Consider the following 12,803-nt stretch of genomic DNA (forward strand, 5'->3'; position numbering starts at 1 on the left):
GGCGAGTTCAAATCTCCTCCATCCACCTTATTCAATGAATATCTCAGGAGCACTGCATGATCTGGAATGTCTACCTTTCTGGCGAGATCCACACTGACTGGCGTGAGCAGATTCAGGCTGGGGCCGAAGCTGCCGGGCTGCCGGTAGAATTCACTGCGCCCGTGACCAATCACGAAGCCAGCGATGCAGCAGGCGACATGCTGGGCAAGCCTGAAGTGGCATTCTGGCGTGATCACCAGTCATCAAAGGTAAACGGTATTCGCACCAAGACGCTGCTGGAGCAGTGTGACCTGGCAGTGATCCGTTTCGGAGACAAGTACAAGCAGTGGAACGCAGCCTTTGATGCCGGCTTCTGTGCTGCCATGGGCACGCCCTACGTTACGCTGCACAACGACGACATTATTCACCCTTTGAAGGAAGTAGATGCCTCCGCCATGGCGTGGGCACAAACTCCCGAACAGGTGGTTGAGATTCTGAAGTACGTTACGTCGGCTCAGTAACCGCTCGAAACATCTGGCGAGAAGCCATAACGATGGCTACTTCGCCAGATGTCCCACGTAAGCCGCAACAAAGGCTGCTTCCTGAAACACCTTCAACCCTGTCTCTGAAAAAGGGATGGGCATCGGCTTGGCAGACAGTGTCGATTTAATGGTTGCAGATGAAAGCAATTCCACCTCAACATCAACCTCCGGCATCAGCTGAATAGCTGCTTCCATTTTGAAGCTGATCGCACCACCGGCAAACTTGCCTTTGGGCATACGCTCTTTAATAGCCACTTTTTTTACATCGTGTTCTGTCAGAAACTTTGCAAAAGACGCCTGAAACTCCTGCAAATCCTCACGGGTATGGTTCTTCTTCAAGGTGATCTTGCGAACCTTGCTCTCTGGCAAGCTGAACTGCCCTGAGTCAAGGTTCAGCAAACATACAACTGCATCGCTGCCGCTCAATTCAACACCACATATCAGCATGTAAGCTCCTCAGTAGACACTAACCGCAGCACTTCTTGAACTTGAGACCACTACCGCAACTGCAGGGGTCGTTGCGGGAAGGCACTTTTGGCTGTGTAATAGTGCCGCCTTTGTTCAGGATGGCGGTAAGTTCCGCAACAGTCTCAACGGCGCCCTCGCGGGTATCGAGCGTGATATCTGCATGCAGCTGAGCCTCTGCCACCAGTGCTTCAACTTCCTGCCTGCGGGCCTCACTGGTAACCACAAGTTTCAAAGGGAATTTTTTGCTGCCGCTTTTCTGGCTGGCATTTGTCTGGAAGCCGCCATAGGCAGTGTGGTGCTGGCGCGCATCCTGCCGGCCTTTGAAGAAAAATTTATCAGACATTCTGAAATTCCGGGTGAAAAAGGGCGATTACAATAACACCGCCTATGGCCTCGAGGCGATCAGCAAAAATACCGGGTAATCACCGGTTTCCCTCTCGATCATACTGGCAGATACCACCTCCACGTTTTCAAAGCCCGCCTGGGTGGCAACAGAGGCAATTTCGTCCCGGTCGAAACCAAAATGGAAGACCCCGGTATCTTCGGTGTGAAAGGAGCCGTCCTCCTTGTCCAGATCGGCTATGGCGATAAAGCCACCCGGCTTCACCATCTCATGAAAGCGGCAGAACATGGCGCCAACGTCACGCACATGGTGCATCGTCATGGAGGAAATAATGCCGTCGAATTGCCCCTCTATGGTCTGACTTTCCAGATCCAGCTGAAGGATCTCCAGCTCACAGGCCAGGCTGCTCTGCTTCTCCGCAAGCTGCCGGTTCATGGAGGGAGAAATATCCACCGCCGTGATCTTTTTTACATGGGGCGCGATCCGCTCCAACAGCAACCCCGTGCCGGAACCAAAATCCAGCAAATGCATGGAAGTATCCAGCTTTGCCTTATCAAGGATGGTATTGGCGATGTTGCTTACATTATCGACGCGATCGGGGCTCTGTTCGTAGGTGTGTGCCTTGTGGGCAAAAAAGTCTTTACTCATGGGTGCCTCGGCATGTTGGTTCTGGTTCGGGTGATTCTGCATGCCTCTCCGCGAAGCTTCAATAAAAAAGCCCCGGCAAATGCCGGGGCTTAAGATCAGACACTAAGGTGCTTAGTGCAGGGTTTGCTTACGACGGTTACGGATAACCAGTCCACCGAGTGCCGCCAGTACCACAAGCGGTAATGTCGGATCGAACGGAGCACCCGGGCTGTAGCTGCAACCGAAGAGCGTGCCGCCACCTTTTTTATCTTCGGTAGGAGTGACAGGATCAGTCGGCTCTTCCACTACAGGAAGGTCTATCCGCACAATAATCAAAGCACTGGCTTTCAGTCCGTTCACGTCAACCGTATAGATGAACCGATCCACTTCCGGCTCCCCATCTTTGAACGCCAGGTCTGTTGCAGGTGTGTAAACCACCTTATTGTCCACAACGACTGCGCTACCCTTCAACGGGCCACCAGCTTCCGGGCTCGGAACCGTCACTGTCGGTGACGTGCCCAGGCCAAGATCGTTGGCCAGCACATCAATAGTAACCGGAGTGTTTACGAACGTTGCCGCAGAGTCGTTTTTAAGGGTCGGCGCACTGGCCTCAAGGGATGGAGCAACCTGAACGGTGACCGTCGCTTCGTTTGAAACAGGGTCATTGTTGTAATCATCGGCATCGGTACTGTCTGTATCGGTAACCGTCAACTTATACGTGAACGTGTCCGTGCCTGTAAAAAGCGAATCTGCCGTATAGGTTGCTATACCCTTCACAGCGTCGAAGCCTGTGACTGTGCCATTCACTGGATTACCGACAATTTCGAACTGCGCATCGACACTTCCAGCTGCAATCCGCTCGCTCAGAAGCGCACCGTCGAGCAGGTCGTTCTCAAGCAAATCGATATCCACCGGGATAACCCCAATGGTAGATGCTGAATCGTCGAGAGCTTCCGGTGCTGTTCTTGGAAGCCGGTACGATATGAGATCCGGAGCTGTGTTGTTACCATCGGAATCAAGCCAGGCCGGAGTTTCGTTACCACGACTCCCCTCAAGTCCTCTCGCACGAGTCGATATGGCGGTTACCCGCAGGGTGATGTTCTCATGCTTGAGAGCACCAGTTTCATCGAACATACCGTCCCCGACATAGATATAGACATCCATATTCTGGGTAGCCAGATCATCTGCCAGAATAGAGGCATAGCGCACTTTGTCTGTTTCTGTAGTAGTGGTACCCAGAAGCTTCTCAGCCCAGGCTGTAAGTTGGCTGCCATCTACAATTCCAAAGCCACCGGCCTGCCCATAACGCCAGTTGGTGCCATCCCACCAGGCTTCAAGCGCATCGGATTCGCCGTCGGGAATGCCTTCGTCGTATCGTGCAATAGTGAACGGCGCCAATGAGTCAGACAGCATGTAGCCGAATACTCCTTGCTCACTGAAAGAGGTTCCAAAAGCAGCATCCTCAGACTCGGCCATACTGAAAAAGTTCGGTGTCACGGCACCATAAGCTGTGATTCTCTCGCTGAAATCACCACCACTGAAGATTCGAGTGGTTTTTTCGGGATCAGTGCCAACATCCTGTGGCGGGAAAAGGCCGGCTGCCTGGTTGGAGAAGAAGCCTACGTCGAACCGTGGGCGAAGGCCGTCATCAAAAGCCTTGGGCGAAAAGGTCGAGAAACGATCTGGATCCCATACTTTGATATCAGGTGCCCCAGTGTCGCCTTCAAGGAACTCTCGCGGTACTTCATTGCGCAGCTCGAACGCAACGCCATCTTCAGCGAAGTCGAATCGTTCGAAAGCATCGCCGACGCCACGGCCCAGCTCTACTTCAATACCCAGCCAACGCTCATCAGAATTGTTGATTACTTTCTGAATCACACGGTAGATACGGCCAATTCCGAATTCTTCGCGGAAGGCGTTCAGATCTTCGCCGCCATCGTCGCTTTTCACGCCCTTGTAGCGGAGGTCCTTCGTGCCAACATCAAATACCATGTCGACCGGTTCATCAGCTGTTCGGATTTCCAGAAAGTAGCGTTTGGAACTACCTTCGTCGTCACTACAGGTTTTGGGGACAACCGCGCCCAATTTCTCGTTAAATAGTTCTCCTGAGGCCATGATGCAGTTGTTGGTGGGGACATCAAAATCATCCGTTACTGTCTGGATGCCTGGGGCACGGCCACTGCCGTTGTCCAGTTCCCAATAAACGGCGGCAGGACTTTCTGCCCACAATGCACCCTCAACGTCACCAGGTCCTCCAATAGCAGCCTCAGCGGCATCACGTGCAGCGGCGCTCGGGTAGAACTGAGTTCGTGCAGATGCACCGGAGTAGCCGTCAACACCCGGCTGAACCGTCAATGTATTGGCCTCGGTGTTCCAGCGGGTTAGCTGCGGAACCGAAACATCCGAAAAGGTGTTGGGGATTGGATCTGGCTCTTGAGCTACTGCAACTCCAGAGAGTGCGCTTGCAAAAATGAAACCGGCGAAAAATACCTGTGGCTTTTTCCGAAACGGGGTGTTTAAAGCCCCGGCGGGCAACAAAGCCCCGTGAGAACCTGTTTTCCAAAGCATATAAAACATCCTTCAATTCTTGTAATTAACCTAATACCCTCAGTAAAAGGGTGCTTCTCACTAACTGACAATACACTTAACTTAGGCAATCTACGACTTAGCTTAGATCAATTTTATCGATTGAAATTTGTCCGATCAGGCCAAACCATACCCTCTGTGAACTTTGCTGGAGCGCCCAGTAGGGGGTATTCGAAGCATCGAACAATCACCACAACGCCTCATTACCAGTATGTAATGATTGGTGATGAATTACTTCTGCAAAAGCAATCACTAAGCGCGACATATTGACGCACCTGTGGATAGATCAAGGATTATGCCGAACGGCTATTGTCTTTAACGGTAAAGGAGTCTGAATGAACGATCACATGCCAGATGATTTGTCCGCAGCCGGCCGGGACTTGCGAGCTTATACCGATGAGTTGCGACCCAGGCATCCCGTTGTTCGAAACGCCCGGGGTGAGTATGTGCTACTGAGGCATGCCGATGTTCTTGCCGCAGCTCTGGATCACGAACGATTCTCGAGCCAGGTCTCGCGTTACCTGCAAGTACCAAACGGTCTGGATGGAGAAGAGCACACCCATTTCCGCGAAGTCATCGAGCGACACCTCAGCCCCGAGGCGCTAACGCCGTTTGTACCCGTATTCAAGCAAGTTGCAGCCGAGCTGGCGAAAGAGCTGCCCAGAGGCGTGGTGCTGGACGCCGTAAATGACATCGGCGCGGTGTTTGCCGTGCGGGCCCAGTGCGCCTGGCTGGGCTGGCCTACGGAACTCGAACCACAACTGCTGGCCTGGATGAAGCAGAACCATGCGGCTACGCGGTCCGGCGACCCCGACCGCACAGCGGAGGTGGCCGCGCAGTTCGACGAGATTATTCGTTCAGTTATACAACCGCGACTCGCAGCAGGTTACAAAGCGCCCGACGACCTGACTACAAGGCTTTGCCACGAAACAGTAAATGGTCGCCAACTCTCCGAGCCAGAAGTGGTCTCCATCCTGCGCAACTGGACCGGTGGTGATCTGGGTTCCATTGCGCTGTGCGTTGGTGTGCTTTTGGCACATATAGCTCAGCAGCCGGGCCTTGCAGACCGAATACGAACGGCCCCGAATGATGAAGTGGAAGCGATCATTGATGAAGTGTTGCGCCTGGACGACCCCTTCGTTTCCAATCGTCGTGTTACCACCTGCCCCGTGCATATCGGTGGCCAGGATATCCCGAGTGGTGCCCGGGTCAAGCTCAACTGGACATCCGCAAACCGCGACGAAGCCGTTTTCGGCAATAACGAATTCAATCCCGAGGGCAGCGCGGCAAAAAATCTGGTGTACGGAGCTGGAAAGCACGTCTGCCCCGGCCGTCTTCTGGCCACCTGGGAGCTGCGTATCGCGCTACAGACCCTGCTTGCCTCGGTTCAGAGCATTGAACTGGTGCCCGGCCAGGCACCAGAGCGGGAAGTAGCGCCCGTAGGCGGGTATCATCGTGTGCCAGTTGTACTAACCTGACGTAGGCGGCACAAGGCAATTGATCAACGTAATCGAAACATCGCGAAACACAGAGTCCGAGGCCACAACACTCGGAAAGCGGTCGTACACCCCGCGCCGGCACGTTGAGGTGCGCGCCTCTGCGTTCTTGACGCAGCTGGCATACGCCTCGGCGCCTTCGGCCTGGCCAGTGGCTTGCTCACAAAGAGAGGGCAGCTGCGTAATCACCCAATCCACGGCGGTACTGAGCTTTACAGGATTTGCCTTCAGATCGGTAAATCGGCTTGTATCCACCGCCTGCGGCTGTTCGCGGGTTTGATCCCAGAACACGAACAGCAGAGCGGCTGAAACCAGAACAACAGTAACCGTCGGGAATTTCATGAAAGCCTTTATGGGTCGGAGTGGTAAACGAATCATTATAGCGCTGCTCGCGCTGGGCTGTCTGGTCGGCTCCTGGCACCTCATGCAAAAAGGGTTTGAACAACTCGCTCAAGCCCGCCAGATGGAGCGCATGCCAGAAACACCCATCGGAGCCCTCGCAAAAGGGCCGTACATCGTTGCCGGCCAAGTCAATATCTCCCGGGATGTACTCACAACCCCCTACTCCAACTCCGAGGCCGTTTATTACCGGTACAAACTTGAGGAAGAGTACCGGGACGCCGACGGCGATTTGCGCACGCGCATTCTCGACTCCGGCCAGCGCGGCACTAACTTCCAGCTGCGGGATTCCAGTGGCGCCGCAACTATTGCACCCGGAAGAGACCTGTCCGCCGTCGAGTGGAGCCTTGAGCAAACCTACCGGTCAAGAACCGGGGATAAAATCTATTCGGAATGGGCGCTGAAGCCCGGTGAGACCGTACGGGTAATCGGGCGCTACGATCACGATACCCGGGAAATGACGTTCGCCGGGCTGGAAAGCTTCAGTCTGCCAGCCCTTGTTTCAGGCTTCACTCTCGATATCGACGGCGGGGATAGACTCTTCGGCGCTGCTATCCGGATTTCAGTTGCCACCGGCCTGCTGGCGCTGGGCGTGGCCCTGTTGCTGACGGCCGCAAAAATACACCGTTTCTGGGTATATGTGTGGGTGATGAGCATCGCTGTTTCGGGAACGCTCGCTGCTCTGGGCGTAACCAGGCTGAACCAGGAATGGCAGGGAATCGCCACACTTTACGAATCCCGCTATCAGCAACTGGGCAGCGGAACCAGCAATGGTGACAGCAACCCACTGGTACTCGCAGATCTGGCGGCCTTGCGACAGCTCATTCACCAAAGTACAAGCGGGTGGCTCGACCGCTGGAAGTTCCGGAGCCTTGTGGAAAAACGCTTGCCGATTCCTGAGCTGGATACCAGTACCGCTGCCAGGGCCACGCAAATCATCGAAAGTAAGCCAACCAACAAATTCCAGCATACCTGGACGAGCTGGGGGCTTTCTGCCGCAAGCTCGGCACTCGCTGTTGTACTGATTCTGTTCGCCATACGTGCTGTCAAATTGAAACGCTTGATTGAAGCCGTGCCCACGACCAGCTCCAAGGGCTTGAGCTTCGGGCTTTCCGAGCTTAAAGCTATGGTCGATGTAGATGATGCCTACCCACCGGTTCGCGACCCGCTTCGTAACGAAAAATGCGTGGCCTACGATTATAAAGTTGAAGAACGTCAGGGGTCGGGAAAAGACGAAAAGTGGCGCACCGTAGAACACCAGAAAGAACGCGTGCCCTTCTGGCTGCAAGACAACGAAGGCCGGGTACTGGTCTATCCGGAAGGTGCTGCTATCAACTACCCGAAACGCCACTCAGAAATCCGCGGCGACAAACGCTACACCGTCAGGTTACTGGACACGCTAGTCAATGTTTATTGCCTTGGGTTTGCGGGACTCGACCGAGCACAGCCAGACCGCCTGGCACTGCAAAAGGATGGCGACTCGCCCTTCATCATCACTACTCAGGAAGAAGACGACATAGTGCTTTCACGGGGTGCGGGAGGGTTTGCAGGCACGGCCGTAAGTCTTGGACTGTTCCTGTTTGCAGCCACGGCGTTGTTGGCTGCTGATGGCAGTTTCAGCCCGGACAATCTGCTGCTGTCCGCACTTACTGTGCCGTTAGTGCTCTGTGTTTACCTTGGCGTTCTGCACTACAACGACATCGTGTTTCTGAAAAACCGTGTCGACAGGGCCAGAGCCAATATCGACACGATTCTACAACAGCGTCATGACCTGTGGCCCAACCTTGAGAAAGCGGTAAAAGCTTCGCTGGCACACGAGAAAGAACTGCTGAAAACCATTGCCCGACTGCGAACGGCTAACCCTGCCGAGACAAATACCCCGGCCCGGATAGACCAATTGATGGCGACGGAACAGCAGGTGGTCACAACTCTGTTGGCACGGATAGAGAACTACCCGGACCTTAAAAACAATACCGTGATCAGCAAGTTCATGAACATCATGAGCGAGACCGAGAACTACCTTGCGCTTCTACGGAACAGCCACACCGAGAGCGTGATGATCTATAACACGCGTATACAGTCCTTTCCGGATCTGATTCTGGCAAGGCTGTTCCGGTTTCAGCCAGTTCACCAGTAGCCCAACAGCTTCCACCAGAGACCACCAACCACCACCCAGATGGCCAGATTAACCAGGCTCATCACAAACCCGGCCTTCCACCATTCGCTCAGGCCTACGTAACCGGAGCCGAATATAACCGGTGATGTGCCGGTAGCGTAATGGGTCAGGGTCATCATGATGGACGAAGTAGCTGCCATCATCAGAACAAAGGCCATGGGCGGGGCACCCAGGCTCAGACCAACAACCAGAAAAGCAGCCATCATTGCGGTAATGTGAGCGGTGGTGCTTGCGAAAAAGTAGTGGGAATACAAAAACACCAGAATCAGTAGTGCGGTGGAAGCCGGCCACGCCAGACCGGTGCTGACGATGCCCTCCTGAATAGCGCCAGAGAACCATTCAATCACCCCCAACTCGTTAAGCTGGGTCGCCATCATCACCAGAGCTCCGAACCAGACCAGCGTATCCCAGGCACTTTTCTCACCCAATACGTCTTTCCAGTTCAGCACGCCGGTAACCAGCAGGATCGACAAGCCTACAAAGGCGGTGGTAGTGGAGTTCAGCTTGAAAGAGGCCCCGAAAATCCAGGCTGGAACATCGGCCCACAGCAATAGCAGAATCACAAACACGCCGAGCATAATACCTTCATCGCGGGTCAGTTTACCCAGTTTATCCAGGCGCTCACGGGCAAAGTTGACCGCATCCGGTGTGGCTTTGATCTCCGGCGGATACATCAGATAAATCACCAACGGCATTAGCGCGATAGCGACCAGGCCAGGTAGCAGCATAGCCAGGGCCCAAGTCGTCCAGCTCAAGCTGATCGCCGCACCGGTGGCATCAGCAATCAGCTTGACGGTCAGGGGATTGGGTGCAGTGGCGGTAATGAACATCGCAGAGGTGATGGGATTGGAATGGTAATTAACCAGTGCAAGGTACTTGCCGATTTTATCGGTATTGCCCTCATCCGGCGTGCAGCCAAAACTCTTGGCGATGGACAGCGTGATCGGGTGAATGATGGCGCCGCCACGGGCTGTGTTGCTTGGGGTAACAGGAGCAATTACCAGTTCCGAGATCGCCAGGCCATAACCAATACCAATCGTGCGCTTGCCAAATATTGAAATAAAATAATAGCCAATGCGTTCTCCCAAACCGGTTTTAATCAAGCCCCGGGAAATCATTATGGCGACCGCGATCAGCCAGATCAGCGAATTATTAAAACTGCCTAAAGCATCGCGAATGGCCGTGCCGGGGTTGTCACTGGTAACGCCACTGACCGCCACCACCGTGATCGCCAAAATCGCAATAGCTCCAATCGGCATAGCCTTGCCAATGATGGCCGCAATGGTCGCTACGAAGATGGCCAGCATCAGCCAGCCCTGATCAGAAACACCTTCCGGAGTGGGGATGAACCAGATTGCGATCCCGATAGCGATCGCAACAAGCGCAGGTAACAGATTAAAATCGGATGTCGAAGATGGCATCACGAGAGTCCCTTTGGTGATGTGTGTAAACGGCATTATTCCAATCAAACAGACTGTCTATGAGAGTTGGAAAACGACCGGCACAGGCTAGTCTTTAATAGCCACGGCTGTAAACAATCCATGCGGATTGCCGGGCTTCACATGCAAGCCGCAGTGGGCGTATATTACCGGCGATTCATTTCCCAGGAGTGCCTTATGCCGGATAACTTTTACTTCTATGAACCTTCCCTTGGGCATGGGCTTGCTCACGATCCCTTCAACGCTCTGGTGGCACCGCGTCCGATTGGCTGGATATCATCCCGAAGCCTTGAAGGAACGCTTAACCTCGCTCCCTATAGCTTCTTCAACGCCTTCAACTACATTCCTCCCATCGTTGGATTCTCGAGCATTGGCTACAAGGATTCCGTACGCAATGCCGAAGAGACGGGGGAATTCTGCTGGAACTTGGTTACGCGCCCGCTCAGCGACGCCATGAACCAGACCTGTGCGGCTGTCGGGCCGGAAGTAGATGAATTTGCTCTCTCTGGCCTCACGCCAAAGCCCTCCCGAATTATCTCAGCACCACATGTCGCAGAAAGCCCGGTCGCTCTGGAGTGCAAGGTCACTCAGGTGCTACAGCTTGCCGGCGTCGATGGCGAGAAAGTCGAGACCTGGATGGTATTTGGTGAGGTGGTCGGTGTGCATATTGCGCAGCACCTGTTGAAAGATGGCGTTTACGATACGGCTGCGGCCGAACCGGTCATGCGTGGCGGAGGGCCAGCCGACTACTTTACTGTGAGCGCCGCAAACAAGTTTCAGATGCACCGGCCCAAGTAGGCTGAAGTCAGGGCTTCAAGTACTGATCAGTGATGTTCCGGCGGAACCCAGACCGGGACATCCTCCGGCCTTGGGGCATCCCAATTCCGATCCATAGTATTGCTTAACGCCTCCTCAAGCTTCATGAACAGTTCACCATAGCGCGGGCTGAAGTTAATGCCTTCCTCGATGTCTTTCCATGCTTCGAATAACTCCGCTTCGTGGGCCTTCTCATTTTCAACAAACGCCCAGGTCATCTGTTTCGCCCGCATCGGGTGCACGCCCATTGCTGTGAGGGCATGGCCTCCCAGCTCCAAAGCGGAGTAATAAGTCTCGCTCACAACATCATCGGCACCCGCTTCCCGCAGCCGATAGCTGTGACCTCGGTCGAATGCACGCGCCAGCACCCAGACACCCGGGAAGAACTCTTTCACATGCTTCACCATCTTCACGGTGCGATCCCGATCATCAATCGCGACGACCAGCATGCGGGCCTGCTCAATACCGGCTTTCTCCAGTAAGTCCGGGCGACTGGCATCCCCGAAAAAGCTCTTGATGTTGATCTGACGAACATTTTCAATCTGCTCGAGTTCATGGTCGAGCACCACAATGGGCACGTTGTTGGCCCGCAGTAAACGACAGACAATCTGCCCGAACCGCCCGACCCCGGCCACAATCACCGGTGCCTGCTCGTCAATGGTGTCGGCTTCCCGTTCATCGTTGCTGGAACGCCGGTAGCGGGGCAGCACAATGCGGTCGTAAGCGATAAACAACAGTGGCGTAAGGAACATGGACAGTGCGACAACCAGCGAGAGGACCTGAGAGATTTCTGGCGGAATGACATTGTTTTGCACGCTGTAAGTGAGTAATACAAAACCGAATTCACCGGCCTGCGCCAATCCCAGCGTAAACAACCAGCCGTTGCTGCTGCGAATTCCGAATATCTGTGCAAGCACAAGCAGAATCAGCGCTTTGATCGCAATGACGGCTACGCCCAGAGAGACAACGATGCCCCACTCTGCAATCAACACTTCAAAATTGATTCCCGCACCCACAGTGATAAAAAACAGGCCCAGCAACAAACCCTTGAACGGCTCGATGTTGGCTTCCAGCTCGTGGCGGAACTCACTGTTGGCCAGCACAACACCTGCCAGAAAAGCTCCGAGAGCCGGTGAGAGGTTGACCAGGCTCATGAGCGCAGCGATACCAATAACAAGCATCAGCGCCGTAGCAGTGAAAACCTCCCGCAGCCCGGACTTCACCACATAACGGAACAACGGCCGGCTCAGATAATAACCGCCAACAATAACAGCAGCGACGGCGCCCACAACAACCAGGGCATGCGCCCAGCCCGGCAGCCCGGCCACCAGGCTAAGGCCTGCATCAGGATCCGATGAAGAACCGGAATCGCTCTTCAGGCCCGGCAACGCCAAAAGCGGAATCAAGGCAAGCATGGGAATTACCGCGATGTCCTGGAACAGCAATACAGAAAACGTATTGCGGCCGCCTTCCGTCTTCGATAAACCCTTCTCATCCAGGGTTTGCAACACGATCGCGGTAGAAGACAAGGCAAAAATAAGACCAACCGTCAGCGCCGTCTGCCACTGAAGCCCAAGCCACCAGGCCACACCCATGCCAGCCAAAGCTGTCATCGTTACCTGTAAACCGCCGAGACCCAAAAGACGAACCCTCATGGCCCAAAGCGCCTTAGGATCGATCTCCATGCCAATAAGGAACAGCATCATGACAACACCAAACTCAGCGAAATGCTGAATGGTGCTGGTTTCCTGTCCAACGAGCCCCATAACCGGCCCGATCGCCACACCGGCAACCAGATAACCCAGCACGGAACCCAAGCCAAAGCGTTTTGCCAATGGCACTGCGATTACGGCAGCAAGGAGATAGATAAAAGCCTGAACGAAATAGGTGGTCATGCGGATCAGAGCTCGAGGAATCTGGGGGTGAGCATAA

11 protein-coding genes are annotated in these 12,803 nt (G+C 54.4%); 4 read left to right on the plus strand and 7 right to left on the minus strand.

Features of this window, described 5'->3' with window-relative positions; all coding sequences use genetic code 11:
* Positions 1-56 precede the first annotated feature (56 nt).
* Positions 57-500 (plus strand): YtoQ family protein, encoded by a 444-nt coding sequence (locus tag ACN0RL_RS12485; protein ID WP_417517236.1) that lies wholly within the window; start codon positions 57-59, stop codon positions 498-500.
* Between the two features lie 36 nt (positions 501-536).
* On the opposite strand, the gene ACN0RL_RS12490 is transcribed toward ACN0RL_RS12485, so the two are convergent.
* The 4 genes from ACN0RL_RS12490 to ACN0RL_RS12505 all read right to left on the minus strand — a co-directional run bounded on the left by ACN0RL_RS12490 (position 537) and on the right by ACN0RL_RS12505 (position 4,527).
* Positions 537-968 carry a DUF3010 family protein gene (locus ACN0RL_RS12490; protein ID WP_417517238.1) on the minus strand — a complete coding sequence of 144 codons (432 nt, stop codon included), beginning with the start codon at positions 966-968 and terminating at the stop codon, positions 537-539.
* Between the two features lie 19 nt (positions 969-987).
* Complete coding sequence (locus ACN0RL_RS12495; RefSeq protein ID WP_417517240.1) at positions 988-1,332, minus strand: PBPRA1643 family SWIM/SEC-C metal-binding motif protein; 345 nt, start codon at positions 1,330-1,332, stop codon at positions 988-990.
* A gap of 42 nt (positions 1,333-1,374) precedes the next feature.
* Entirely contained in the window at positions 1,375-2,022 is a 648-nt protein-coding gene (locus tag ACN0RL_RS12500) for a class I SAM-dependent methyltransferase (RefSeq protein WP_417517242.1), read from the minus strand.
* 69 nt (positions 2,023-2,091) lie between these two features.
* Positions 2,092-4,527, minus strand: coding sequence for a choice-of-anchor F family protein (locus ACN0RL_RS12505; protein ID WP_417517244.1), 2,436 nt, complete (start codon positions 4,525-4,527; stop codon positions 2,092-2,094).
* A 353-nt stretch (positions 4,528-4,880) separates the two neighbouring features.
* Here ACN0RL_RS12505 and ACN0RL_RS12510 point away from each other — a divergent pair, with 353 nt between their 5' ends.
* Complete coding sequence (locus ACN0RL_RS12510) at positions 4,881-6,023, plus strand: cytochrome P450 (RefSeq protein WP_417517246.1); 1,143 nt, start codon at positions 4,881-4,883, stop codon at positions 6,021-6,023.
* Here the strand turns inward: ACN0RL_RS12510 and ACN0RL_RS12515 are convergent.
* Positions 6,015-6,383, minus strand: coding sequence for a hypothetical protein (locus ACN0RL_RS12515; protein ID WP_417517248.1), 369 nt, complete (start codon positions 6,381-6,383; stop codon positions 6,015-6,017). The genes ACN0RL_RS12510 and ACN0RL_RS12515 overlap by 9 nt on opposite strands.
* Between ACN0RL_RS12515 and ACN0RL_RS12520 the strand changes: the two genes are divergently transcribed.
* A complete protein-coding gene (locus ACN0RL_RS12520; RefSeq protein WP_417517250.1) occupies positions 6,382-8,577 on the plus strand; it encodes a LemA family protein in 2,196 nt (731 codons plus the stop codon). The genes ACN0RL_RS12515 and ACN0RL_RS12520 overlap by 2 nt on opposite strands.
* Here the strand turns inward: ACN0RL_RS12520 and ACN0RL_RS12525 are convergent.
* The gene (locus ACN0RL_RS12525; RefSeq protein ID WP_417517252.1) at positions 8,568-10,037 is read right to left on the minus strand and encodes an anion permease; all 1,470 of its coding nucleotides are present in this window, start codon (positions 10,035-10,037) and stop codon (positions 8,568-8,570) included. The genes ACN0RL_RS12520 and ACN0RL_RS12525 overlap by 10 nt on opposite strands.
* A gap of 195 nt (positions 10,038-10,232) precedes the next feature.
* Between ACN0RL_RS12525 and ACN0RL_RS12530 the strand changes: the two genes are divergently transcribed.
* Positions 10,233-10,853 carry a flavin reductase family protein gene (locus ACN0RL_RS12530; RefSeq protein ID WP_417517254.1) on the plus strand — a complete coding sequence of 207 codons (621 nt, stop codon included), beginning with the start codon at positions 10,233-10,235 and terminating at the stop codon, positions 10,851-10,853.
* 26 nt (positions 10,854-10,879) lie between these two features.
* Here the strand turns inward: ACN0RL_RS12530 and ACN0RL_RS12535 are convergent, their stop codons facing one another.
* Entirely contained in the window at positions 10,880-12,766 is a 1,887-nt protein-coding gene (locus ACN0RL_RS12535; RefSeq protein ID WP_417517256.1) for a monovalent cation:proton antiporter-2 (CPA2) family protein, read from the minus strand.
* Between the last annotated feature and the right edge of the window lie 37 nt (positions 12,767-12,803).

Source organism: Marinobacter sp., from assembly GCF_048259445.1.
In the GTDB taxonomy this organism is placed as follows: Bacteria; Pseudomonadota; Gammaproteobacteria; order Pseudomonadales; family Oleiphilaceae; genus Marinobacter.

What these genes read in the sequence shown, in the direction of transcription:
- ACN0RL_RS12485 (WP_417517236.1), top strand. Translation starts at nt 57, where the DNA reads ATGATCTGGAATGTCTACCTTTCTGGCGAGATCCACACTGACTGGCGT.
- ACN0RL_RS12490 (WP_417517238.1), bottom strand. Translation starts at nt 968, where the DNA reads ATGCTGATATGTGGTGTTGAATTGAGCGGCAGCGATGCAGTTGTATGT.
- ACN0RL_RS12495 (WP_417517240.1), bottom strand. Translation starts at nt 1,332, where the DNA reads ATGTCTGATAAATTTTTCTTCAAAGGCCGGCAGGATGCGCGCCAGCAC.
- ACN0RL_RS12500 (WP_417517242.1), bottom strand. Translation starts at nt 2,022, where the DNA reads ATGCAGAATCACCCGAACCAGAACCAACATGCCGAGGCACCCATGAGT.
- ACN0RL_RS12505 (WP_417517244.1), bottom strand. Translation starts at nt 4,527, where the DNA reads ATGCTTTGGAAAACAGGTTCTCACGGGGCTTTGTTGCCCGCCGGGGCT.
- ACN0RL_RS12510 (WP_417517246.1), top strand. Translation starts at nt 4,881, where the DNA reads ATGAACGATCACATGCCAGATGATTTGTCCGCAGCCGGCCGGGACTTG.
- ACN0RL_RS12520 (WP_417517250.1), top strand. Translation starts at nt 6,382, where the DNA reads ATGAAAGCCTTTATGGGTCGGAGTGGTAAACGAATCATTATAGCGCTG.
- ACN0RL_RS12515 (WP_417517248.1), bottom strand. Translation starts at nt 6,383, where the DNA reads ATGAAATTCCCGACGGTTACTGTTGTTCTGGTTTCAGCCGCTCTGCTG.
- ACN0RL_RS12525 (WP_417517252.1), bottom strand. Translation starts at nt 10,037, where the DNA reads ATGCCATCTTCGACATCCGATTTTAATCTGTTACCTGCGCTTGTTGCG.
- ACN0RL_RS12530 (WP_417517254.1), top strand. Translation starts at nt 10,233, where the DNA reads ATGCCGGATAACTTTTACTTCTATGAACCTTCCCTTGGGCATGGGCTT.
- ACN0RL_RS12535 (WP_417517256.1), bottom strand. Translation starts at nt 12,766, where the DNA reads ATGACCACCTATTTCGTTCAGGCTTTTATCTATCTCCTTGCTGCCGTA.